The 24,193-nt window shown below is 57.8% G+C and carries 18 protein-coding genes; 9 read left to right on the top strand and 9 right to left on the bottom strand.

The features are described 5' to 3' along the window. Positions 1-2: 2 nt before the first annotated feature. The gene (locus B0B09_RS14890; RefSeq protein ID WP_076660956.1) at positions 3-1,058 is read right to left on the bottom strand and encodes an extracellular solute-binding protein; all 1,056 of its coding nucleotides are present in this window, start codon (positions 1,056-1,058) and stop codon (positions 3-5) included. A 129-nt stretch (positions 1,059-1,187) separates the two neighbouring features. Between B0B09_RS14890 and B0B09_RS14885 the strand changes: the two genes are divergently transcribed. Further along, positions 1,188-1,817, top strand: coding sequence for a TetR/AcrR family transcriptional regulator (locus B0B09_RS14885; RefSeq protein ID WP_076660742.1), 630 nt, complete (start codon positions 1,188-1,190; stop codon positions 1,815-1,817). A 16-nt stretch (positions 1,818-1,833) separates the two neighbouring features. Here B0B09_RS14885 and B0B09_RS14880 read toward each other — a convergent pair whose 3' ends face one another. After that, entirely contained in the window at positions 1,834-4,341 is a 2,508-nt protein-coding gene (locus tag B0B09_RS14880; protein WP_076660741.1) for a cation:proton antiporter, read from the bottom strand. A 419-nt stretch (positions 4,342-4,760) separates the two neighbouring features. On the opposite strand from B0B09_RS14880, the gene B0B09_RS14875 reads away from it, so the two are divergent. From B0B09_RS14875 to B0B09_RS14845, 7 genes are all read left to right on the top strand, one after another. Continuing rightward, positions 4,761-5,342 carry a VOC family protein gene (locus B0B09_RS14875; protein WP_076660955.1) on the top strand — a complete coding sequence of 194 codons (582 nt, stop codon included), beginning with the start codon at positions 4,761-4,763 and terminating at the stop codon, positions 5,340-5,342. 630 nt (positions 5,343-5,972) lie between these two features. After that, positions 5,973-6,824, top strand: a complete 852-nt coding sequence (locus B0B09_RS14870; protein ID WP_076660740.1) for a universal stress protein — start codon at positions 5,973-5,975, stop codon at positions 6,822-6,824. Positions 6,825-6,947: 123 nt separating this feature from the next. Beyond that, the gene (locus B0B09_RS14865) at positions 6,948-7,919 is read left to right on the top strand and encodes a Bug family tripartite tricarboxylate transporter substrate binding protein (RefSeq protein WP_076660739.1); all 972 of its coding nucleotides are present in this window, start codon (positions 6,948-6,950) and stop codon (positions 7,917-7,919) included. 26 nt (positions 7,920-7,945) lie between these two features. Next, entirely contained in the window at positions 7,946-8,449 is a 504-nt protein-coding gene (locus B0B09_RS14860; protein WP_076660738.1) for a tripartite tricarboxylate transporter TctB family protein, read from the top strand. A gap of 24 nt (positions 8,450-8,473) precedes the next feature. Then, positions 8,474-9,985, top strand: a complete 1,512-nt coding sequence (locus tag B0B09_RS14855) for a tripartite tricarboxylate transporter permease (protein ID WP_055295662.1) — start codon at positions 8,474-8,476, stop codon at positions 9,983-9,985. A 66-nt stretch (positions 9,986-10,051) separates the two neighbouring features. Further along, on the top strand, positions 10,052-11,563 hold the full coding sequence (locus B0B09_RS14850) for an acyl--CoA ligase (RefSeq protein WP_076660737.1): 1,512 nt from the start codon (positions 10,052-10,054) through the stop codon (positions 11,561-11,563). 10 nt (positions 11,564-11,573) lie between these two features. Continuing rightward, on the top strand, positions 11,574-12,554 hold the full coding sequence (locus B0B09_RS14845) for a 2-dehydropantoate 2-reductase (protein WP_076660736.1): 981 nt from the start codon (positions 11,574-11,576) through the stop codon (positions 12,552-12,554). 94 nt (positions 12,555-12,648) lie between these two features. On the opposite strand, the gene B0B09_RS14840 is transcribed toward B0B09_RS14845, so the two are convergent. Together B0B09_RS14840 and B0B09_RS14835 are read right to left on the bottom strand one after the other, a co-directional pair. Then, positions 12,649-14,235 (bottom strand): gamma-glutamyltransferase family protein, encoded by a 1,587-nt coding sequence (locus B0B09_RS14840; protein WP_076660735.1) that lies wholly within the window; start codon positions 14,233-14,235, stop codon positions 12,649-12,651. A 103-nt stretch (positions 14,236-14,338) separates the two neighbouring features. Next, on the bottom strand, positions 14,339-16,630 hold the full coding sequence (locus B0B09_RS14835) for an arginine/lysine/ornithine decarboxylase (protein WP_076660734.1): 2,292 nt from the start codon (positions 16,628-16,630) through the stop codon (positions 14,339-14,341). A gap of 253 nt (positions 16,631-16,883) precedes the next feature. Between B0B09_RS14835 and B0B09_RS14830 the strand changes: the two genes are divergently transcribed. Next, entirely contained in the window at positions 16,884-18,260 is a 1,377-nt protein-coding gene (locus B0B09_RS14830; protein WP_076660733.1) for a glutamine synthetase family protein, read from the top strand. Positions 18,261-18,294: 34 nt separating this feature from the next. Here B0B09_RS14830 and B0B09_RS14825 read toward each other — a convergent pair whose 3' ends face one another. From B0B09_RS14825 to B0B09_RS14805, 5 genes are all read right to left on the bottom strand, one after another. Further along, positions 18,295-19,290 carry an ABC transporter ATP-binding protein gene (locus B0B09_RS14825; RefSeq protein WP_055295650.1) on the bottom strand — a complete coding sequence of 332 codons (996 nt, stop codon included), beginning with the start codon at positions 19,288-19,290 and terminating at the stop codon, positions 18,295-18,297. Continuing rightward, positions 19,283-20,287 (bottom strand): ABC transporter ATP-binding protein, encoded by a 1,005-nt coding sequence (locus B0B09_RS14820; RefSeq protein WP_076660732.1) that lies wholly within the window; start codon positions 20,285-20,287, stop codon positions 19,283-19,285. Before B0B09_RS14820 ends, B0B09_RS14825 begins: the two co-directional genes overlap by 8 nt. Positions 20,288-20,292: 5 nt before the next feature. Then, complete coding sequence (locus B0B09_RS14815; RefSeq protein WP_076660731.1) at positions 20,293-21,207, bottom strand: ABC transporter permease; 915 nt, start codon at positions 21,205-21,207, stop codon at positions 20,293-20,295. 12 nt (positions 21,208-21,219) lie between these two features. After that, a complete protein-coding gene (locus tag B0B09_RS14810) occupies positions 21,220-22,203 on the bottom strand; it encodes an ABC transporter permease (protein ID WP_076660730.1) in 984 nt (327 codons plus the stop codon). A gap of 105 nt (positions 22,204-22,308) precedes the next feature. Further along, the gene (locus tag B0B09_RS14805; protein ID WP_375342226.1) at positions 22,309-23,913 is read right to left on the bottom strand and encodes an ABC transporter substrate-binding protein; all 1,605 of its coding nucleotides are present in this window, start codon (positions 23,911-23,913) and stop codon (positions 22,309-22,311) included. Between the last annotated feature and the right edge of the window lie 280 nt (positions 23,914-24,193).

The raw sequence follows: 24,193 nt of genomic DNA, 5'->3' as shown, positions 1-24,193 counted from the left end.
CCTTACTGTGACAGCGTGTCGAGCCACATGTCCTGCATATCTGCGTCCAGCGCATCGTCAGGTGCCGGATAAAGCTGGGTCAGAGCCAGATAATCCGGCTGATCGTCCCAACGCAAAACAGTCTTTTGGTCGTCGGTCAGATAGTCACCGGCCAGAGCATTGGCAGGCATCCCCCAGAAACAGGACGACGTCGCCAGTCGTGCCTGCCCTTCGGGGCTGACGATATACTTAACGAACTCAAGTGCGAGATCCGGTTGCTGCGTTCCTTCAACCACGCCAATCGACTGGGTCCAGCGCACGGCCCCCTCGGACGGGATCGTCCATGTCAGATCGGGCTGTTCTTCGGCCAGCACAGCCGTCAGCCACTCACCACCACCGACGACAATATCGACCTCGCCTGTGGCAAGTGCGGTCTGCGCCGCAACAACCCCTGCAACCGAGGCCGCGCGCGACCGCATGGTGCCCATCACCTCGCCGATCGCATCCAGATTGTCGCTACCGATATCCGCCGTTGCAATCCCTTGCGAGATCGCGGCAAGACCCATCACGGGCAGATAGTAGTCATAAATCGAAATCCGGCCGTCGTATTTTTCCGACCATACCGTCGACAGCGATTCCATATCCGCAGGATCGACGTTGGCGGCGTTGTAGGAAATCGTGTTGTAACCGAACTTTTCGGTCACGGCGTAGGTGACACCGTCAACCGTGTTGACCCCTTCCATCACGACCTCCGGGAAAAAATCCGCTGTCGGCAATTGGGTATCATCAAGCGGTGCGAGGATGCCTGCATCTACCGCGCGAAACACATCGATACCGTCGATGACCAGCACATCCCAATCACCGGGGCGCGACTGGTCAAGAAGTGCAAGAGCAGCGCCGGTGCCTTCATATTCGCGCAGGTTCACCGTGACGTTGTGCTCTGCCTCGAACGGGGCGATCAGCGCGGGGTCCATGTGGTCGCACCAGACAAGTGCATTCAGCTGTTCCTGCGCCGTGACAGCACCTGCCGCACAAGTCAGGACAGTCGTCGCAAGCAGTGTAGAAGTCAGTTTTGTCATGTCCATTCTTCCCTATTGTTTTGATGTCTGACCGCTTGTTGCGCGGCTCTTGATAAAAAAGTTGAAGTCATTCATCTTTGTAGTCAACACTAATTTTCGTCAGTGCACCAAGAGCTAGAAGGAAAACAAATGGCCGGATTGCGCGAAAAACAGAAAGCTGACCGCGAAAGGCGCATCTTGGAGGCCGCCGTGACCAAATTTCGGGCAGACGGTTATCGCGCCGTCCGCATCGAGGACTTGGCTGACATGGCAGAAGTCTCGGTCGGGACAGTTTACAATTACTACCAGACCAAAGGGGATATCCTCATGGCCACGGTTGCAATGGAGGTTGAGGAAGTCCTCGATGCAGGCCTGACCATTCTGGCCGATCCACCCCAGGCGGTGGATGACGCGCTTTTGGCCCTCATATTTGCGTACTACGACCACTCCTTGGAGTATCTGACAAAGGAAATGTGGCGCACTGCCATGGCACTGGCAATCGAGGCCCCGGGTACGCCGAACGGTCGCCGCTACTTTGAACTAGACCAGCGACTTGCGGCACAAATGACTGATTTGGTTCAAGTGTTGCAAGAACGGGGCACCGTACGGCGGGATCTGGATCCTCGACCGTTGGGTGTTTTGCTGTTCAACAACCTCAACCAAATGTTTTTGGAGTTCGTCAAAGATGACGACATGACGCTCGAGGTGCTGCGCCGGCGCGTTGATGCCCAAACAAGACCACTTGCTCAGCTTATCGCCGCTGGCCCTGCGGTGCATTGATATGCGCAATTAACAACTAAGCATCTGCATCAGCGAACAAATCATCGGGTGCAATCCCGCGTTTTTCAGCGCTCTCGCGCACCGCTTCCTGTAACGTTGCACTCCGGCCCAGCAGACGCCGGAACCGCGCTTCGTCCAGCTCCAGCAGGGTCGACGGCGTAATGACACGCACTTCGGTCCGACGTGTCTTGCGCATCAGAATGGCCATCTGCCCGAACATTTCACCGCGTCCAAGGCGCCATGTCTGACCAGCTGTTTCGACCTCTGCCGCACCTGAGGCGATGAAGAACACACTTTTGGCAGTGCTGTCCTTGCCGATAATGATGTCCCCCGCATTCACATAGCGTGTCTTGAGAACACGACTGAGCCGCTTCAGGTCGGGCTCATCCAAGGTGGCAAAAAGTGGAAACTGACGCACCAGTTCAGAGCGTTGAAGCGCGATGTCCAGCTGAGGACGATCTTCGGCAGCCGCACGACGCTGATCGAGATCCTGCATCAGCTTGGTGTAAACTTCAGCCCCGATCAGGCCATCCTCGCGCATCGTTGCATATTCACGTTCTTCCAGCCGCAGTGCTGTGCGGCGGATAAAGCGCCGCTCAAGTTCTTCGGCATAGCCGGGATACTGCAACCTGAGACCTTCGAGGGCGGTTTCGACCGCGTCAATCCGGCGCGATAAAGAATCCCGCAAAAGGTCTGCCACCCGCCGTCCGTGGATGCGGCGGATGCGGCCATCAATAAATGCGCCCAGATCCCGCAGGATCAGCCGTTGCGACAAGAGCAATTCGAACCGGTCCGCTGTGAGCCGCGCCAGTGGGAGTGACAGGTGCAACCGGCTGTGCAGCAGCCCCGCCGCACGGAATGCGCGCCCATAGGTGACACTGCGCTTTGCAGCGCGATTGTAGCCGCTGCGCCCGTCGGAACGCGCACCTTCGATCAGACGATCGGCATCCGAAAGCACTTGTTCCGCCATGCGGGCCGAGATCGTGCGCTCGCGCAACCGGACAAGGATGGTGTCACGTTCGTAGCCCGCAAGCGCGATAAGACCCAGCGTGATCCGGTCGCGATCCAGAATGTCCGCGCTGTCCTCTGCCGTCTTCACGGCTTCTTCAAGTCTTTCCCCAAATCCCTTTGCTTCGGACCGGACGATATCATGGCTGAGCTCATAGTTTTCCGTGGTGCGCGCGAGGTCCTCACGCACCGTCTGCAGGGCAACGGCGACGACCTGCCTCGAGAGCGCCTCGTCGATCGGTGACAGCCGGTCGAGCCCCAACCGCCCGATAACCCAGCGCAGCGTGGCACCCTGAACGATCAGTGTGAAAAGCGTGAAACCAGTCGCAAGGATGCCCACCACACGCTGGATCCCGTCTGGCACACGGAAGCTTTCGGTGACTGCAAGCGCGAGAGCCAAAGTGACTGCGCCCCGCAAGCCACCCCAGAGGATTGCGACACGGTAAGGCCGTTCGACCGAAGGTGAGAGCTTTAACGCGGACAGTAACGGCAACAGACCAAAAAGGATCGCAACACGCGCGGCAATGGCAGCAAGTATAACCACACCAACCAACAAGAAATCGGCGACGCGCACCTCTTCCAGAAGTCGCGGGATCAGCAATGCTGCGAGGATAAAGATGAGCGCGCCTGCCCAATGCGCCAGAATATCCCAGAGCTCGCGCAGTTTTGTCCAGGCCTGTGGTTGCAAACGTCCGGGCCCGGTCAGATTAAGCGTCAGCCCGGCAGATACCACAGCAATGACACCAGAGGCCCCAATACTTTGCTCTGCGCCGATATAGGCAAGGTACGGCAATGCGACAGAGATCGAGAGCTGGGCAAGCTCGTGCCGACGGAACAGGGCCATGAACCACAAAGCGATCCGCGCAGCCAACCACCCCGTGAATGCACCGCCAGCAATCAATAGCGGAAAACGTGCAAGCGCGTCTGCGAGGCTCGGATCCGGCACACCCAGCATCACGAACCCCATAAAAAGACCAAAGAGCGCGATGGCTGCTGCATCATTCAGCAGGCTCTCACCCTCGATGATCCGCGCAAGCCGCCGCGGCGCAGAGATTGACCGAAAGATCGACACCACGGCAGAAGGGTCCGTTGTCGACACGATTGCCCCGATCAAGAGACAGGCCGCCAGCGGCAGGGCGCTGGCCCATGACAGAGCATAGCCGACGCTCAGTGTGGCGACGACAACGGCGACGACAGCGAGCACCAGAATAGGCACCCAGTCTTCAAGCATCCGGCGCAGGTTCATCCCGAGTGTCGCCTGAAACAATAGCGTCGGCAGGAAGATATAAAGAAAGACATTGGACCGGATCGGCAGGCCAAGGATCGCCTCGGCAACCGGGTTAAGCGCGTCGGTAAGGTCTGTCCGCAAGAAGAATATCGCGCCAACACCGATCAGAATACCGATGGCCGCCAGAATCACACTGTAAGGCAGGCGCAGTCTTGCCGCCAAAGGCTCTGCCACCCCGATGACGAGGAACAATGAGGCGATAACAGTCGTGATCAGAACAATGTCCATGCTGTTGAAATAACACAATGACCAAGCGCTGTACGGTAAAACGGAGTTAACAGGTCACACGACCAAGAAGTTACGCGATCTATCCGTGTGGTTTTTGCGCAGTCAACTATCGCAGTCGCCGACGCGCCGCAGATAAGACATTCATATCCACGATCCCGATGAAGGCGCGCCCTGCTGAACATCGCGCCCGGTGCGCATCATGAACCGTGTAGAAGCCCGGCCGATCGTCCGGGCCTTGTGAACGGTCGCCACCAAATGCCGTATCTTTTCCACGCGTAACATGCCGGTCCTTATGCCTGCGAAATAAAAGGAAACCCCAACTCGCGCACATCACCTGCGCGCCAGCTGATTGGCGCAAGCCGCAATAAACGGCTAGGAAGGGGCAGGAATAAGGAACGGAGATCGCTATGCCAGATGAACTGCGCAAGATTCAGACGCAAGGCGTCCACCACATCACGATCATCGGCGCAGACCGCCAAACGTCGATTGATTTCTGGGAGGGCGTGCTGGGTATGCCCTTCATTTTTGACCAGCCAAATCTCGACGATCCAGATGAGGGTCATCTCTACTTCGATCCCGGTGATGGTCGCCTGATCACGATCTTCACCAATGAAACCCGCAAGCCCGACGCGACACCGGTGCCCGAGGCAACTGGATCGCTTCACCATCTTGCCCTGAATGTCAGTCAGGCGACTTTCTGGCAGGTCGCATCACGCCTTGATACGCGCGGTGTCAGCCACTCGGGCCCGGTAGACCGGGGCTTCATGGACTCGATCTACTTCCGCGATCCGCTAGGGCTACGCATTGAACTGGCTTCCTACCGGTTCGAGCCCCCGGAGGGATGCCGCCATGCCGATGTGATGATCGAAGCCCACCGCATCCGCGTTGCGAAAGGCGATCGCAACATCGACCGCGAACATCTTGCAGACGCGATTGAGCTTCTGGTCGTACGGCGTCAGGATTCCCTCTCTGACAAGCGAGACGCCAGAAACCCCTACTAGGGGTTTCGCAAATGGGCTTTGATGTCAGCCGCCGACGGCGGGCGCGGTTGTTGTGCGCAGTTTCAAATCGCCTTTTATCTTCTGACTAACGATCTCTTCTGGGTCTAAATGCGCGATACATGCGACAAGATACTTTCCCGCCTGCATACCAATTTGCTACGTCGGAATTTGCGCGGTGGCTAAGGCAGGGTAAACATCTGCGGAACCGGCGAAATCACCGATACCGACAATGGACGGTGACACGGCGGGCGACGTGCACGTCTGAATTGTAGCAAATTTCCCCCGAAACACCCTGAGAGCGAATCAGGCGTAAGCGTTCCGGCGCCTGCCTAGACGATTCGTCTCCGCGACAAGATGCCGCTGACTGCGCGAGATGACCAAGAAAGCAGCATTTCGCACTCTCACTGAGCTGTATACTTCTGCGTACCGAAAAACAAATATTTTACAAAGGCTTATAAAACCTCAACAAAAGGTAACTGAAACTAAGTTTCGCAGGAAAAATACTTGACGAAAGAATATTGCGCGCTTCATACAACTATAACAGCGAAAAGCTGCACCTTGGTGCCTGAACTCGCTCTATGAATGTGATGCGTTGGGATAGCGCAAGAAGACAAAAGGCGGTTCTTAGCGATGATAAAGTCCATCCTGGTACCCGTACGTGGCGATGGCATGGTCGCAACCGTGCTTGCACATGCAGCCGAGCTTGCCAGGCAACACCAAGCACAGGTCAATGTCGTTCATTGCCGTGCACAGGCCAAAGATCTGATGCCAACAGGCATTCCTCTGAATGACTTCGCACGCAAAGTCATGATGGAGCAGGCCGTCGAACTTGCGAACCGGCAAGAGGACCACCTGCGCGGCATCTTGCACCGTCTGGCGCGTGAATTCGGTCTCAGTGAGAATGGTGGCGATGACGGGTCTGTCATCTGTACATTCACCGAAAAAAACGGGCGCATGGCGGATGTCGTCAAACACGCTGGCCGGCTGTCAGACCTGATTGTTCTGCCGAAACCGCAGCGCGAACGGAACCTCGGCCAGAGTTCGCTGAAGGCTGCACTCTATGGCGCGGGACGGCCCGTTCTGATTTGCCCAGGGCAACTGCAGCCCGATGAGACCTTCACCCAGCACGTCGCAATCGGCTGGAACGGTTCGCTGCCTGCTGCCCGTGCCGTCGCCTCTTCTCTCGACATTATTCACGCAGCCCAAAAGGTCAGCATTCTTACGGGTGGCAAGCCTCAGTCGCAGGGCCCGGGCGTGGACGAACTCATCGATTACTATGCGCTGCGCGGCATCACCGCCGAGATCGTGCGCTTTGAGGGGAAAGACCCCGCAACCGAGTTGCTTAAAACGAGCAAGAAAATCGGCGCAAGCCTTCTGGTCATCGGGGCCTATAGCCACAGCCATGAAACCGAGATGCTTTTTGGGGGCAACACCGAACGCATCGTGGACAAGACGGACATGCCGATCCTCATGGCCCACTGAAACACTCTCGGGCCGCGCTACGGCCCAAGACGGCGGGGCAACACCCGCAAACAAAATAAAAAACCGCGCAACAAGCGCAAACTGCATGTCCGGACGTCCGGACCCTACACGGAGGAATATATTATGAAACTCACTAAAAGGCTTTTTCTGGGGCTGGCCGTCGGTGGCACCCTTGCAACGCTTCCCATTTCTGCCCTCGCGCAGGAGTGGCAGCCTACCCGCCCGATTGATTTCACAATCATGGCTGGCCCCGGTGGCGGCGCAGACCAGATCGCGCGCTTCGTGCAGTCTGTTGTCGAAGCAAACGATATGACAAACCGTCCCCTGATCCCGACCAACCGTGGCGGCGGTTCCGGCGCCGAGGCACTGTTGCATCTCAATGATGCCCGTGATCCCGACCATACGCTGATGGTGACGCTGAACTCTTTCTACACAACACCAATCCGCCAAGAAGCACTGGGTATTGATATCGAAACCTTTACGCCGATTACGATGATGGGTGTCGATCCTTTCGTGCTTTGGGTGCACAAGGATTCAGGCATTACGGACTTTGACGGTTTTCTTGCGAAAGTCCGTGAGATGGACGGTGAGTATGTGATGGGCGGCACAGGGGCCGGTCAGGAAGACTCGATCGTGATTGCCTATATGTCCAGTGCTTATGATCTCGATATCAAGTACATCCCCTACGATGGCGGTGGCGCTGTGGCCAAAGATCTTGCCGGTCAGCAGATCATGGCGACAGTGAACAACCCTGCAGAAGCCAAGGGTTTCTATGAGGCCGGCGATTTCGTCCCGCTCCTTGCCTTCTCGGACACACGTATGGACGCCTACCCTGACGTGCCGACGATCAAGGAATTGGGGCACGATTTCTCGTACTATAACCAGCGGGCCATTGTCGGTGCACCCGGCATGTCGGACGAAGCTGCAGCCTATTACCGGGACATCTTCGGTCAGGTCTACGCAAGCGACGCCTGGCAGGACTACCTTGTCTCTGAAAGCCTGTCGCCCCTGCCGATGGATGAAGCAGAAACCCGCGCCTACTGGGCAACGCAGGTTGCAAACCATCGTCAGCTTTTGTCCGAAATTGACAGCTAAGCCACACTAAAGGAAAGGGGGCAGACATGCGCCAAGGTGAGATATCGCTCGCAGGGTTTCTTGCCCTCTTTTCACTCTACCTGATGTGGAAGAGCGCTGAACTTCCCATCGGTTACATTCGCGGCCAAGGGCCGGGTGGCGGGTTTTGGCCATTCTGGTTGTCTGTGGGCATGCTCCTAAGCTGTTGTGCCATCGCGTGGAACTGGTGGCGCGGCAAAAGCCCGGCATCCGTATCGGATGAGCCTCTTATGGACCGTTTTGGATGGCAGACGGTGCTACTTGTCGGCGGCGGCGTTGTTGGATTTGTCGCCATGATTTCTGTGGTGTCGATGTACGGCGCAGTTGGACTTTTCCTTGTCTACTACCTGCGTTTTCTGGGCAGGCATTCGTGGCTGCTGACACTGGCGATGGCAATTGTCCTGCCCATTGCGCTGTTCTTTTTCTTCGAAGGCGCGATGCAGATTTCGATGCCGCAAGGCATGCCGTTCACCCAGCCATTCTTCGATGTGATGTACGACATCATTTACTGACGCAGCCGCGAACCGAGGACCATCATGGAAGTTTTCTCATCTCTTGCCGACGGCATTTTGCTGGCACTTATGCCGATCAATCTCATGTTGATCCTGATTGGTGTGACTGTCGGGCTCTTTATCGGCGCGATGCCCGGCTTGGGGTCGGTGAACGGCGTAGCAATCCTTTTGCCAATCACGTTTCTGGTGCCACCCAGTTCGGCCATCATCTTTCTTGCTGCCATATACTATGGCGCAATGTATGGCGGTGCGATTTCGTCAGTGACATTGGGCATACCCGGGGCATCAACCGCCGTGGCCACAACGTTCGACGGGCGTCCACTGGCGCTTCAGGGGCGGGCCAGTCTGGCCTTGGTGACTGCGGCGCTGGCGTCATTTGTCGGCGGCACCGTCGCGACCGTCCTCTTCACGCTCTTTGCGCCATTGCTCGCGACGATGGCGCTTTCGTTCGGTCCGCCCGAAATTTTCGCCCTGATGCTGCTGGCCTTTGCAACTTTTGTCGGCCTTGGCGGCGATGATATCCCCAAGACGATCTTTTCGATCTGCTTTGGTCTGGTGCTTGCGACTGTCGGGTTTGATACGATCTCGGGCGAACCCCGGCTGGTGCTTTTTGACATACAGGGGTTCCTGCGCGGGATCGGCTTTATCGTCCTGGCCATCGGTGTCTATGGCATCGGGGAAATGATCTGGACGATCGAACAAACACGCGGTGAGGTCACAACGACAAACCCCAAGATGACCGCCAAGGGTTTGATCGCGGACTCCAAGGAAGCCACGAAAAAGGGCTGGAAAGGGACATTGATTGGCTCATTCCTCGGCTTCTTTGTCGGTGTTTTGCCAGCGGCGGGCGCCACACCCGGCTCACTGATGTCTTACGGTGTTGCGAAGATGCTTTCGCGGACCCCGGAAGAATACGGCAAAGGCTCCCCTGACGGGGTTGCGGCCCCCGAGGCCGCCAATAACTCAGCGTCGACGGGGTCTATGCTGCCGATGCTGACACTGGGTATTCCCGGCTCGCCGACGACTGCGATCCTGCTGGGCGGGATGGTGATTTGGGGCCTCACGCCGGGCCCACGCCTTTTTCTTGACCAGAGCGAGTTTGTCTGGGGCCTGATCGGGTCCTTCTATATCTCGAATTTGGCGGCGGTTCTGATCAACCTTGCGTTCATTCCACTGTTCGTGTGGATGCTGCGGATGCCGTTCACTATCCTTGCCCCGCTGATCTTTGTGCTGTCCATTGTCGGTGGTTTTGCAGCGTCACGCAGCATGCATGACTTGTGGTTGATCGTGATCTTCGGACTTGGGGCGTTCTTCATGCGCAAGTTCGATTATCCCCTCGCGCCTGCCGTTCTGGCGATTGTGCTTGGACCGATTGCAGAACCAACATTGCGTCAATCCTTGCTTTTGTCGTCAGGTGACCCGATGATCTTTTTGAACAGACCAATCGCAGGGCCTATCACGGTGATCGCAATCTTCCTGATCCTCCTGCCCGCTTTCAAGCTGTTGCGCCGCAAAAAAGCGGCCGCAGCGAACTGACCGATGTGCAAAGTCTGACGCCAGATCGCGCCCATCCAAACAACAAAACGACATGAAAGACATGCCATGCAAAGACTTGAAGACCTGATCCAGCCGCACCCCGATACGGCCAATGCCATCGGTGCACCGGGCCGCGACTGGATGACCTATGCTGACCTGCGGGCGCTTACGCAAGACGTGCGCGCGGCATTGCGCAAAGCAGGTATCGGCGCGCGTGACCGTGTTGCAATCGTCTTGCCCAATGGCCCTGAAATGGCTGCTGCTTTTGTGACCGTCGCCCAGTCTGCCACCACGGCCCCGCTGAACCCCGCCTACAAAGAGGACGAATTCGCGTTCTATCTTGAGGACCTCAAAGCGCGCGCCATTATCGTAGAGGCGGGTTATGATGGACCTGCGCGCGCGGCAGCGGACCGTTTCAATATGACGGTGATCGAACTGACCGCGACCGAACCGGCGGGCACCTTCACACTTTCGACCGGTGTGACAGGCGATACGTCGGATGCGGTTCCCACAGCCGATGATGTTGCCCTTATCCTGCACACCTCAGGCACCACGTCGCGTCCCAAGATCGTGCCGCTGCTGCAGTCGAATGTCGCGGCCTCTGCCGAAAATATCCGCGCGTCACTCGCTCTGACGCCTCAGGATTGTTGCCTCAACGTGATGCCGCTGTTCCACATTCACGGTCTGATCGCGGCTGTCAGCGCGTCGCTTGCCGCCGGGGCATCTATCAGCTGTGCACCGGGTTTTGATGCGCTCAAGTTCTATGGCTGGCTCGAAGAGGTCGATCCCACGTGGTACACCGCCGTGCCGACGATGCATCAGGCTATTCTGGCACGCGCGCCGCGCAATGCGGAGATCATCAAGAACGCGCGCTTGCGCTTCTTGCGGTCATCTTCCTCGTCCCTGCCCGGTCCTGTGATGACCCAACTGGCCGAGACCTTTGGCGCGCCCGTCGTCGAGGCCTACGGCATGACAGAGGCCGCGCATCAGATGTGCTGCAATCCGATTGAACCGGGCCGTCAGAAACCCGGCGCTGTCGGTCTGCCCGCCGGTCCCGAAGTACGTATTGCCCATGAAGTGGAAAACCGCCTGATTGATGGCGTGGGCGAGATCGCGATCTCCGGGCCCAACGTGACACCGGGCTATGAGGCAAACCCCGAAGCAAACGAGAAGAACTTCTTTAAAGCCGACGGCAAACGCTGGTTCCGGACCGGCGATCAGGGCATGTTTGATGAGGACGGATATCTGTCGCTCACCGGTCGCCTGAAGGAAATCATCAACCGTGGCGGTGAGAAGATCAGCCCGCTGGAGGTTGACGGCGTCCTGTCCGATCACCCCGCCGTCGGGCAATGTGTGACCTTTGCTGTCCCGCACGCCAAACTGGGCGAGGATGTCGCGGCCGCCGTAGTGTTGAAAGAGGGGCAAAGCGCCACCGACCGCGAAATCCGCGATTTCGCAAGCGAACGGCTGGCGGCCTTCAAGGTTCCGCGCAATATCCTGATCCTGGATGAGATCCCGAAGGGTGCGACCGGAAAGCTCCAGCGTATCGGCCTCGCCGAGAAACTGGGTCTGGGATAGGGAGCACGCCATGAAGATCTGTATTTTCGGGGCCGGTGCAATCGGCGGCTATATGGGTGCAAAGCTCGCGCAGGCCGGGGCAGATGTCAGCCTTGTGGCGCGCGGCCCGCATCTTAAGGCGATGCGGGAAGACGGGTTGCGTCTGATTGAGGAAAGTGGCGAAACCACGGTGAAGGTCACAGCTTCGGACGACGCGGCCGATCTTGGGCCACAGGACTATGTGATTGTCACGCTCAAGGCCCACTCTGTTCCGCCAGTGGTGTCAAAAATGCAGCCGTTGATCGGTGAGAACACGACCATTGTATCGGGCGTGAACGGTGTCCCTTGGTGGTATTTCCACAAAATCGGCGGTCCGCTTGAAGGCACGCGGCTGGAAACAGTCGATCCCGGCAACGCACAATGGGACGGCTTTGGTCCGGACCGTGTGCTGGGCTGTGTCGTCTACCCTGCCGCCGAGGTCATCGCACCGGGTGTTGTCAAACACATCGAAGGCAACCGCTTTTCTTTGGGGGAGCCTGACGGATCAAAGTCCGAGCGCGCACTTACCCTTTCCAAGGCGCTTGCAGATGCGGGGCTCAGGGCGCCTGTCCGGCCGAAGATCAGGGACGAAATCTGGGTCAAGCTCTGGGGCAACCTGTCTTTCAATCCGATCTCTGCGCTGACCCATGCGACGCTTGATGTTCTGTGCACAGACCCCGGCACGCGCGAGGTTGCCCGCAACATGATGCTTGAAGCGCACGCGATTGCCGAAAAGCTGGGCGTCAAATTCCCGATTGATGTCGACCGTCGCATCCAGGGCGGTGCCGATGTGGGAGCGCACCGCACATCCATGCTGCAGGATCTGGACCAAGGACGCCCGATGGAAATCGACGCGCTTGTAGGCTCGGTGAAAGAACTTGGGCGCGTCACCGAAACGCCGACACCAACGATTGACACGGTGCTGGCTCTGGTCGCATTGCGTGGCAGGGTAGCTGGCCTTTACGGCGTTTAAGGCAAAGGTTTTGTTGAAAGTGATAACGCCGCAGCGGGAAACCCGTTGCGGCGTTATCTGTTATCTGCCGCACAAATGGTGCAGCCCCGCAGGATCAGACAGCGATCGCCGCACCGTCAGCGCGCGGATCACTTGCGCATTCCATCAGGCCGGAAGGGTGCATCACCACCGCCCCGGCGTGACCTGCCAGATCAGAGAACGGTGCGATCATCTCAACCTCATGGCCTGCTGCGGTCAGGGCCGCGACAAGTTCGGGATCAAAACGGTCCTCGAGCTTCAGGCTGGTCGTGGCATCCCCCCACGTGCGGCCCAACAGCCACCTTGGCGCTGTCACCGCTTCCTGCAAATCCTGTCCGAACAGCACATGGCGCGTAAAGACGGCTGCCTGTGTCTGGGGCTGACCTTCGCCACCCATCGTGCCGTAGGCCATGACACGGCCATCCGCCAATTGCGCCAAAGCGGGGTTCAATGTGTGGAACGGACGGCGGTAGGGACCCAGTTGGTTGGGCCCCTCCTGCAACGAAAAGCCTGCGCCACGGTTCTGGAAATAGACGCCGGTATCAGGACATGTCAGGCCTGATCCGAATTCCCAAAAGACCGACTGGATAAAGCTGACAACGCAGCCCTCACGATCAGCAGCCCCCATCCAGATCGTATCACCTGCTTTGGCTTCATGCGGCCAAGGCAGGGCGGTCTCAGGATTGACCTGTTTCGCCAGCGCATCAAGATCTTCCGCTTGCAGCCAGTCCTGAGCGGGTGTCGCCATATAGTCGGGATCACCCAGTTCCGCATTGCGCTTGATAAAGGCCAGCTTTGTAGCCTCGATCAGACCATGCAGATGCGCGAAACTCTCGGCCGTCTCGACGTTCAAACGGTCAAACAGCGCAAGGATCATCAAGGATGAGACCCCTTGGGTCGGTGCGATCATGTTATATAGCTGACCTGCATTCACCTGCACCGTGAGGGGCGTGACCTGTTCAGCAGCAAAGCGGTCAAAATCGTCCAGCCGGAGCGGGCTGCCTGCTTTTTCCAGAAATGCCGCGTGGGTTGCGGCAATGTCGCCGCGGTAATAATCATCAAGGCCCACATCGGCGAGGCGCTGCAAGGTTTGACCAAGTGCTGTCTGGCGCAAACGATACCCCGGTTCCGGTGGCGCGCCATCCACAAGGAAGGTCTCGTCAAAGCCTTCGACACCTTTCAGGGTCGCCAGCTTGTCGGCGGTTGTGAGAGACTGGTTTGCTGTCACTGCGACACCCTCGCATGCAAGCGCAATCGCGGGTGCGAGAAGTTGTGACAGGGGCAGACGCCGGTCTGCCGGCACAAGGTCCAGCGCTTTTGCCCAACCCTCAATCGTGCCCGGCACGGTCAATGCCGCCTGTGCGCCACGGCTGGGGATCGCGTCTGTTGCGCCACGGGCGGCGTACCATTCCGGCGTGGCAAGCCCCGCTGCACGACCACAACCCGATATACCCACGGGGGCTTGACCAGGCTTGTGGATTACCCAGAACCCGTCGCCGCCAATCCCGTTCATATGCGGATAGGCCACGGCCACCGCAGCGGCGGCGGCGACCATGGCTTCAATCGCCGTGCCCCCCGCTTCCAGCACATCGCGGCCCGCCAGTGCCGCAGCACGGTGTGGCGCGCTGACCGCACCGTTGTATCCCATCGCTGATCTCAGCATCTTACCCCCCTATTGCCTCTTGCTGACAAAGTGCCTGCTGCCACAAGCAGAAGACAAGCACTAATCCGCTGCCTGCAAACCGATAACGCTATCGCTTCCGGCCTTACACGGCGACGCAATCGGCAAAATACTCGACAGTTCCATCAACACCGGTGATTTGAACCAAGCCATGGATGTCTGTTTCAAACCCCGGGCAATCGCGCGCAAATTCGCGATTGAATTTGAGATATTGGACAATCTTGCTGTTGAAGACCTCACCCGGAATAAGCAGCGGAATACCCGGCGGATAAGGCGTGATCAGGCTCGTCGTGATCCGCCCCTCAAGCGCGTCGATCGGCACACGCTGCGTTGTGCGCTGCGCGATATGCGCAAAGGCGTCCGAGGGTGTCATGGCGGGGGTCAGGTCGCTGAGATACATATCGGTTGACAGGATCGCGACGTCATACTTGGCATAGAGCCTGTGCACATGTTCGCAAAGATCGCGCAGGCCCATCTGTTCATAGCGCGGATGTTTGGCACAGAATTCCGGCATCGTGCGCCACATCGGTTGGTTCTTGCCGTAGTCGTCCTTGAACTGCTGCAACGCGGCCAGCAGCGTGTTCCAACGGCCCTTGGTGATGCCGATGGTGAACATGATAAAGAAACTATAAAGGCCGGTTTTTTCCACCACGACCCCGTGTTCGGCCAGATATTTGGTCACGATCGACGCAGGAATACCTGCCTCTTCGAACCGCCCATCAAGGTTCAAGCCCGGCGTGATGATCGTGGCCTTGATCGGGTCCAGCATGTTAAAGCCCGGGGCCATATCCCCAAACCCGTGCCAAGCGTCTTCACCGTCAGAGGCCTGTACCCCTTCTTCATCAGTGCGCTTGAGCACCCAATCCTTGGCGCGGCCAATCCCCTCTTCCTCGAGCGCATCAGGGCCCCAGACCTTGAACCACCAGTCATCAGCGCCAAACTCTTCATCGACCTTGCGCATGGCACGGCGGAAATCGAGCGCTTCCTGTATGCTTTCCTCGACCAGGGCCGTGCCGCCCGGAGGTTCCATCATGGCCGCGGCCACATCACAGCTTGCAATGATGCTGTACTGCGGGCTGGTGCTGGTGTGCATCAGGTAGGCTTCGTTAAAGAGGTGGCGATCCAGTTTCGTATCCTGGGAATCCTGCACGAGCACATGGCTCGCCTGACTGATCCCCGCGAGGAGTTTATGGATCGATTGGGTGGCATAAGTCACCGAATGCCGCGGCCGTTCCCGTTTGCGCCCCATCGAATGGAAGTTGCCGTAGAACGGATGGAAGGCCGCATGGGGCAACCATGCCTCATCGAAATGCAGGTTCTCGATATAGCCGTCCAGCCGGTCCTTGATCGTCTCGGTGTTGTACAGCACACCGTCATAGGTTGACTGCGTCAGCGTCATGATGCGCGGCTTGACGGTATCGGCGTCGATATGCGCCAGCAATGGGTTGGCGCGGATCTTGTCGCGGATCGCTTCGATCTCGAACTCGCTGCGCTGGATCGGACCGATGATCCCGAAATGGTTGCGCGTCGGTTTCAGAAAGATCGGGATCGCACCAGTCATGATGATGCTGTGCAAAATGGATTTGTGACAGTTGCGGTCGACCACAACAACATCGCCGGGGGCAACCGTGTGATGCCAGACCATCTTGTTGCTGGTGCTTGTGCCGTTGGTGACAAAGAAACAGTGATCGGCGTTGAAGATGCGGGCGGCGTTGCGTTCCGACGCGCCGATTGCACCATTGTGGTCCAACAACTGGCCCAGTTCCTCGACCGAATTGCACACATCTGCGCGCAGCATGTTTTCGCCGTAGAACTGGTGATACATCTGGCCAATCGGGCTTTTGAGGAAAGCAACGCCACCTGAATGGCCCGGGCAGTGCCACGAATACGAACCGTCATCGGCATAGTCCAACAGCGCCTTGAAGAAGGGCGGCTGGATGCCTTCGAGATAGGTCTTCGCCTCGCGAATAATGTGTCGCGCGACAAATTCGGGCGTATCCTCGAACATATGGATGAAGCCATGCAATTCGCGCAGAATATCGTTGGGCAGATGGCGTGCGGTTTTGGTTTCACCGTAGATGAAGATCGGCACATCTGCGTTTTTCCACCGCACTTCTTCGATGAAGGCGCGCAGGTTGACGACCACGGGGTCAATGTCGGGGCCCGCGCTGAACTCTTCATCATCAATCGACAAAAGGAAGGCGCTGGCGCGGGATTGCTGCTGTGCGAACTGGGACAGGTCACCGTAGTTTGTAACGCCGACGACCTCGACACCCTCGTTTTCGATGGCCTGTGCCATCGCGCGAATACCCACCCCAGAGTTGTTATCCGACCGGAAATCCTCGTCGATAATGAAAATGGGGAAACGAAACTTCATGATGCTTTCCTAGCTCCAGACTTGGTGGATGACGCCCTCTTGAGAATCGACACAAACGGCGTTTCGAACCACCATCGTTGCCTACTTATGGGGCTACTTATGGGCCGATGTCCATGGCTGCACATATACTTCCCACTGGCAGTCACCTGCGCCGCAGGCTAGACATATCTTGCATCCTTGAGCAGGCATAAATGCGCATTCACAGCATGGCCGCCGCATGGATATGACGTCAGGACATCCAAAGGATCGCACTATGACTGCCCAGAATGAGCCACGAGCAACCACGACCACAAATATCATGACATGGCTGCAGGAGCACCCCGAGATCGAGAGTGTTTTTGTCTGTGTTTGCGATCTGAACGGCACAATGCGCGGCAAGCGGCTGCCGATTGAAAAGGCGCGTGCGTCGCTTGATGGTGGGCTGCGGATGCCGCTGTCAATCCTGAGCATGGATGTCTGGGGCGAAGACATCGAGAACAACGAACTGGTTTTTGAAACGGGCGATTCAGACGGGATCTGCGAACACACCGGCCGCCCGCTTGTCCTGATCAACTGGACCAGCCAACCCTCGGCCTTGGCGATGTTCTGGATGCATACGGATGATGGCAATCCGTTTCTGGGCGACCCGCGCCATGCACTGGCCAACATCGTTGATCGCTACAAGGCACTTGGCCTCACGCCCGTCGTGGCAACCGAGCTTGAATTCTATCTGTGCGATCCCAGTGAAGAACGCCCGCAGCCACCCCGGTCACCTGTCACGGGCAAGCGGCTTGATTCAGACGGTGCCTTGTCCCTGGATGAATTGCAGCATTTCGACAGCTTCCTGAACGATGTCTATCAGGCCTGCCACGAACAAGGCATTCCCGCCGATGCCGCGATTTCGGAAAATGGGGCCGGGCAATTTGAAATCAACATGATGCATGTCAACGATCCGCTTCAGGCCGCCGACGATGCCGTGTTGTTCAAGCGGCTAGTCCGCGGGATCGCGCGCAAGCACGGATTGGCCGCGACCTTTATGGCCAAACCTTACGGTGAACGGTCCGGCAGCGGCTTTCACGTGCATTTCAGCCTTGTCGATGAGAACGGCGTCAACCTGTTCGACAACGGCGGCGCGGAAGGCACGCCGCTGATGCTGAATGCCGTGGCAGGGCTATTGGAGACGATGCAGGAAAACACCCTGACATTTGCGCCGCATGAAAATTCCTACCGCCGTTTGCTACCGGGGGCACATGCCCCGACCAGCGTGGCTTGGGGCTATGAAAACCGCACCGCCGCGATCCGCATTCCCGGCGGCAACCACAAAGCGCGCCGGATCGAACACAGGGTCGCGGGGGCTGATGCGAACCCGTATCTGGTGGTTGGCAGTATTCTTGGCGGGGCACTGATCGGGATCGAAGCAAAAATGGAACCTGCCCAGCCGATCGAGGGCGATGCCTACAGTCTGAAACTCGACCACTTGCCCCTTGATTGGGCGACAGCGATTCAGGCGTTCAACCGCGGCAAGCACGTGCAGAACATTTTCTCCAAGCGCCTTCAAACGATGCTGGTGGAATGCAAGACGCAGGAACTCAAACGCTTTGCCCGCCACGTCACGGACTTCGAATTCCATAGCTATCTGGAAACCGTCTGACGGCGGTCCAAAGCCCGCGCCCCGCCTGATCCGCTCAGCTTGCCTTTGCTTCGGCTTCCAGCGCAAAGCACGCCGCATAACCGGTCTCTGTCGCGACCTGATGGGGCGCATCAACCTTGCAGCGGTCCATGGCCAGCGGGCAGCGCGGGTGGAAGGCGCAGCCGGGTGGCGGATTGATCGGGTTGGGGATTTCACCATCGACAGGTTTGCGCCGCCGTCCGGACAGTGCCAGATCAGGCACCGCATCGAGGAGCATCTGCGTATAGGGATGCTGCGGGGAGGAGAACAGCGTCTTGCCATCGGCCACTTCGACCAGACGGCCCAGATAAAGCACGCCAATCCGGCTCGCCATGTGCCGCACGACCGAAAGGTCATGGCTGATGAAAAGATAGGTCAGGCCCATTTCGTCCTGAAGGTCCTTCATCAGGTTCAAAATCTGCGCCTGCACCGACACATCCAGCGCCGAGGTCGGTTCGTCACAGACGATGAATTCAGGTTTGGATGACAGCGCGCGTGCAATCGCGATCCGCTGGCGCTGGCCGCCGGAAAACTCATGCGGAAACTTTTCGGCGTCTTTGGCGGACAGGCCCACCGTATCCAGCAATTCACCCACACGGTTCGTCACGTCAGCCCCTTTGAGCAGGCCAAACGTATGGATCGGCTCGGCGATGATATCACCAACGCGCCAGCGCGGGTTCAGGCTTGCGAAAGGGTCTTGAAAGATCATCTGGAACCGGCGGCGCAGATCGCGCATCGCGGTTCCTGTCGTGCCTGTCATCTTATGCCCATCAAATTCGATGGTCCCTTCTGATGCGCCAAGCAATCCTACGACCAACTTTGCAATTGTCGATTTCCCCGACCCGCTTTCACCCACCAGCGCAAAGGTTTCTCCACGCTTGATTTCGAAGCTCACGTCGGCCACCGCCGTCAGGAACTGCTTTTCATCGCGTTCCAGCATCCGGTTCAGGAAAGGTTTCGAAATATCGAAATACCGCGTCAGGTGTTCGATCTTCAGCAGCGCATCAGCCATTCGCTTGCTCCTTTGCAGGTGTGTCGATGGCATCATACAGCCAGCACGCAACCTTGCGCCCGTCTGCGTCACGCAGGACAGGTGCGGGACGTTCTTTGAAACAGCGATCAAACGCTTTTTCGCAGCGCGGATTAAAGGCGCAGCCCTGCGGGATAGCATTCAGCCGGGGCATCGCACCCGGGATTTGCACCAGCCGCGCATCGGTTTGCGTCAGCGTCGGGATCGAACCCATCAGACCTGCGGTATAGGGATGTTCAGCTGCGGTAATGACCTGCCGCACGGGTCCGATTTCAGCAATCCGGCCCGCATAGAGCACCGCCACACGGTCGGCGGTTTCGGCAATCACGCCCATATCATGGGTGATCAGCATCACCGCGGCACCCCGTTCCGCGCAGATTTCCTTGATCAGGTCGATGATCTGGCTTTGCACCGACACATCAAGCGCTGTCGTGGGCTCGTCCGCGATCACCAGCTCCGGCTCGGCGCAAAGCGCAAGGGCAATGACAACGCGCTGGCGCATGCCGCCTGAAAAATGGTGCGGGTAATCGTCGATGCGCCGCGCTGCCGCAGGAATACCCACGCGGTCAAGCAAGGCGATAGCCTTTTTGCGTGCCTCACTTTCGGAAATATCCGCGTGCGTGCGGATGGTCTCGATCAACTGCTGGGCCACGGTATAGAGCGGGTTCAGGCTTGTCAGCGGGTCCTGAAACACCATGCCGATCCGCTTGCCACGGATCCGGCGCATGGCTTCGGCGCCCAGATTGTCGATCCGTTCGCCCTTGAGCAGGACTTCACCACCGGCAATGCGCCCCGGCGGTTCCAGCAGGCCGATGATCGCGGCACCGGTTAGCGATTTGCCCGCACCGGATTCACCTACCACGCCCAGCACCTCGCCGGGCATGATATCAAAAGACACATCGTCAATCGCAGTCAGAATACCGCGACGTGTCGGGAATTCGACCCGCAGGTTACGGACGGAAAGCAAAGCATCGGTCATAATTGTCACCTTAGCCGTGGGTTCAGCGCGTCGCGCAGCCAGTCACCCAAAAGGTTGACCGACAAAGCGAGCAGCAAGAGTGCGATGGCCGGGAACAGCAAAATCCACCATTCGCCAGAGAAGAGATACTGCTGGCCAATCCGGATCAGCGTACCAAGGCTCGGTTGTGTCGGCGGCACACCGACGCCCAGAAAGGACAGGGTTGCTTCGGCGATGATCGCGAGCGCCAGACCGATCGTTGCGATCACGAGCACAGGTCCCATCACGTTGGGCAGGATATGGCGCAAAACGATACGCGCGGGATGTACGCCGATGACGCGGGCGGCCTGCACGTATTCCTTAGACTTCTCAACCATTGCGGCACCACGCACCACACGGGCGTATTGCACCCAATCCGACAGGCCGATCGAGACGATCAAAACCCAGATCGCAACCTCTTCACGCATCGAGGGCGGGATAAAGCCGCGCGCCACACCAAAGATCAGCAATGCAATCAGGATGGACGGAAATGACAACTGCACATCCGCAATACGCATGATCAGGCTATCGACCCAGCCACCGCGCCACCCCGCCAACAGCCCGAGCCCGATACCCAGCACCAAGGCAAACACGACGGCAGAGAAGCCCACAAATAGCGAAATCCGCGCGCCATAAAGAATCGTCGAGAAGATGTCGCGGCCCTGATTGTCGGTGCCCATCAAATAGGTATTGCCGGTGAACTGGTTCGGCTCACCTGGCGGGGTGAAACCGTCCATCAGGTTCAGAGATGCCGAATTGAACGGATCATAGGGTGCAATCCACGGTGCAAAAACAGCACCCAGCACGATGATCAACGCGATTATTGCGGCAACAATCGCGACCGGTGTATTCCGAAAGGACCAAGCAATATCACTGTCCCACATGCGAGCAAGGCGGTTCATGTCAGTAAATCCTTAATGCCGTGTCGCCGCGCGATCGACGCGCAGCCGCGGATCAACCGCATAATAAAGCAAATCAACGATCAGGTTGATGATCACGAATACCAGCGCGATCATCATCAGATAGGCCGCCATCACAGGTACATCGACAAAGCGGACCGAGTTGATGAACAGCGCACCCACGCCCGGCCACTGGAAAACGGTTTCCGTGATGATGGCAAAAGCGATAATCGACCCCAATTGCAAACCGGTGATGGTAATCACCGGCACCATGGTGTTCTTGAGGGCATGGCCAAAGTTGACCGCGCGATTGCTCAGGCCACGTGCCCGCGCGAATTTGATATAGTCGGTGCGGAGCACTTCGAGCATCTCGGCACGCACAAGGCGCATGATCAACGTCATCTGATAAAGCCCCAGCGTGATCGCGGGCAGGATCAAAGAAGCGCGGCCCGTGGGTGTCAGAAAACCGGTCGTCCAGCCGCCGATCTCAACCGTTTCACCGCGGCCAAAACTGGGGAGCCATTGCAGTTCGACCGCGAAAACCCAGATCAGCAGAACACCAATCAGGAAGGTGGGCAGCGATACGCCAATCAAAGACACCGTCATGATCGTGTTCGACACCCAACCGTTGCGTCGTAGTGCTGTGTAGACGCCAAAACCGACACCAAAGACAAAGGCCAGCACCCCCGACACCAGCGCCAGTTCCAGCGTTGCCGGCAGGCGCGACAAGATCAGTTCCATCACAGGCTGTTGCAAGCGGTAGGATATCCCGAAATCGCCTTGGGCGGCACGGGTCACAAATGTCGCGAATTGGCTCAGGAACGGGTCGTTCAATCCCAACTGGTCGCGCAACGCTTCGCGGTCGGCAATCGACGTTTCCTGCCCGACCATCGAATTGATCGGGTCACCGACAAAACGAAACAGGGCAAAGGACACCAAAGCCACGACAAGCATCACCAAGACGGATTGCAGGATACGGCGGATGATATAGGCCAGCATGATGAAATAGCCCCTTCATTGCTGTGCGAATAGGTCAGCCCCATTGACACAAATACAAATTGCCCGCGTGGCGCTAAACCACGCGGGCAAAAGGTTCAAGACGTATTAGTTGTTGAAAGTGACAGTCGTCATCTTCGGCTGGTTTTCAGGATGCACATCAAGGTTGATGTCGTCACGCATTGCGTAGGCCAGCATCTGGTTGTGCACGTTCAGGAAAACGCGGTCTTCCATTACTTGATCCCAGATTTCGGCGATCGTCGCATCGCGCGCTTCCAGATCGGTCATGGTCGCCAGAGCCTCGATTTTCGCATCAACCTCGGGGTTCGAGTAACGCGATCCGTTATATGCGCCATAGGCGTCTTCACGGGTGTGCACGAGGAAGTTGAAGATATAGGCGCTGTCAAATGTCGGTACACCCCAGCCCAGCAGATAGAAATCGGTTTCCCAGTTTTCGATCAGCGGGAAGTGCAGGCTGCGTGTCTGCGACACCAGATTGGCGCGGATGTTCGCGCGGCCCAGCATGCCGACCATCGCCTGACAGATCGCTTCGTCGTTCAGATAACGGTCATTCGGGCAGTTCAGATCAACCGAGAACCCGTCAGGATAACCCGCTTCGACCACAAGCTGCGCGGCGCGTTCCACATCTGGTGAACCATAAGCGTTCATCTCTTCGGTCCAGCCGTTCACAAACGGCGGCAATGGGGCCGCTGATGGCTGTGACTGGCCGCGCATCACGACCTGCTGGATCGCGTCGCGGTCCAGAACGAGGGCCATTGCTTCGCGAATTTCAGGCTTTTTGAAAGGGTTGTCGGCGGCATCAGAGGACCGCAGCGTGTCCGACACCATGTCATAGGCGAAAAAGATGTTGCGGTTTTCAGGGCCGGTTGTGATCTTGACGCCTTCGGTCTGCTCAAGACGTGCAATATCCTGCACGGGCACATCCTGTACCACATCGACTTCACCCGAAAGCAGTGCGGCAACGCGGGTCGCGGCCTCTGAAATCGGGGTGTAGATGATCTCGGTCACGGCCGGGGCTTCGTCCCAGTGGCCATCAAACGCAGCCATCACAGTCCGCACTTCGGGATCACGCGATACCAGCGTGTAGGGGCCGGTCCCGTTGGTGTTGCGTACGGCAAAGTTTTCCTCACCGGCAGCAAAGTTCTGCGGCTCAACCACGTCGTTTGCCTCGGCCCAACCCTGATCCATGATGAATGTGTTTGTCAGGTTCTGTACATACAGCGGCGACGGGCCGGTCATTTTCACGTGGACGGTATAGTCATCGACCATCGACACGCTTTCAACAGCACCATGCAACGCTTTGAAGCCCGAGCTTTCGGCACGTACACGGTTCAAAGAGAATACCACGTCCTCGGCGTTGAACTCGGAACCATCATGGAACGTCACACCTTCGCGCAGCGTGAAAATCCAGACAGAAGGGTCTTCTTCGCTGATGCGCCAGTCTGTTGCCAGACGCGGGGTCAGCGAACCGTCCGTCGCACGCCCCACAAGCGTTTCATAGATGTGGTGCAGCAATGTCGACGTCGGACCTTCGTTCTGGGAATGCGGATCAAGCGTCAGCGCATCAGCGACACGTGCCCAGCGCAGTGTCTCGGCGTTGGCAGACACCGAGGTCATTGCGAGGGCGAGGGCGGACACCGAAAGCATTTTTCGCGCATGCGCGAAGCTTTGATCCTTGGTAAATATCGACATAGAAGTCTCCTGCTGGTTAAGACGATGATTTGATTTTTTGCTGTCACGCACTGTGCAGGGTAAAACCCCGAAGTGCCAGAGCATGCTGTTTTGTGCTAGATTTTTTCGGGACAGACAACACCTTGGTTCTGAAAAACACAACTGATTGTGCCGCCACAGAACAGCCGCTGTCGCATTGTCCGGCGCCCACCTCCAATGTTTCGAAAGCGTGGTCTTTGCTCTTTTCCCGCCCCGCGGACAACCTACCGGGCGCACAGGATAATCGGCAGCGCTATTTTGA

Source organism: Yoonia rosea, assembly GCF_900156505.1.
GTDB classification, from domain to species: domain Bacteria; phylum Pseudomonadota; class Alphaproteobacteria; order Rhodobacterales; family Rhodobacteraceae; genus Yoonia; species Yoonia rosea.
Note: the sequence above shows the minus strand (reverse complement) of the source record. Positions and strands in the feature narration are given on the sequence as shown.

Coding starts and splice junctions, on each gene's coding strand:
- B0B09_RS14890 (WP_076660956.1), bottom strand. CDS start 1,058: ATGACAAAACTGACTTCTACACTGCTTGCGACGACTGTCCTGACTTGT.
- B0B09_RS14885 (WP_076660742.1), top strand. CDS start 1,188: ATGGCCGGATTGCGCGAAAAACAGAAAGCTGACCGCGAAAGGCGCATC.
- B0B09_RS14880 (WP_076660741.1), bottom strand. CDS start 4,341: ATGGACATTGTTCTGATCACGACTGTTATCGCCTCATTGTTCCTCGTC.
- B0B09_RS14870 (WP_076660740.1), top strand. CDS start 5,973: ATGATAAAGTCCATCCTGGTACCCGTACGTGGCGATGGCATGGTCGCA.
- B0B09_RS14865 (WP_076660739.1), top strand. CDS start 6,948: ATGAAACTCACTAAAAGGCTTTTTCTGGGGCTGGCCGTCGGTGGCACC.
- B0B09_RS14860 (WP_076660738.1), top strand. CDS start 7,946: ATGCGCCAAGGTGAGATATCGCTCGCAGGGTTTCTTGCCCTCTTTTCA.
- B0B09_RS14855 (WP_055295662.1), top strand. CDS start 8,474: ATGGAAGTTTTCTCATCTCTTGCCGACGGCATTTTGCTGGCACTTATG.
- B0B09_RS14850 (WP_076660737.1), top strand. CDS start 10,052: ATGCAAAGACTTGAAGACCTGATCCAGCCGCACCCCGATACGGCCAAT.
- B0B09_RS14845 (WP_076660736.1), top strand. CDS start 11,574: ATGAAGATCTGTATTTTCGGGGCCGGTGCAATCGGCGGCTATATGGGT.
- B0B09_RS14840 (WP_076660735.1), bottom strand. CDS start 14,235: ATGCTGAGATCAGCGATGGGATACAACGGTGCGGTCAGCGCGCCACAC.
- B0B09_RS14835 (WP_076660734.1), bottom strand. CDS start 16,630: ATGAAGTTTCGTTTCCCCATTTTCATTATCGACGAGGATTTCCGGTCG.
- B0B09_RS14830 (WP_076660733.1), top strand. CDS start 16,884: ATGACTGCCCAGAATGAGCCACGAGCAACCACGACCACAAATATCATG.
- B0B09_RS14825 (WP_055295650.1), bottom strand. CDS start 19,290: ATGGCTGATGCGCTGCTGAAGATCGAACACCTGACGCGGTATTTCGAT.
- B0B09_RS14820 (WP_076660732.1), bottom strand. CDS start 20,287: ATGACCGATGCTTTGCTTTCCGTCCGTAACCTGCGGGTCGAATTCCCG.
- B0B09_RS14815 (WP_076660731.1), bottom strand. CDS start 21,207: ATGAACCGCCTTGCTCGCATGTGGGACAGTGATATTGCTTGGTCCTTT.
- B0B09_RS14810 (WP_076660730.1), bottom strand. CDS start 22,203: ATGCTGGCCTATATCATCCGCCGTATCCTGCAATCCGTCTTGGTGATG.
- B0B09_RS14805 (WP_375342226.1), bottom strand. CDS start 23,913: ATGTCGATATTTACCAAGGATCAAAGCTTCGCGCATGCGCGAAAAATG.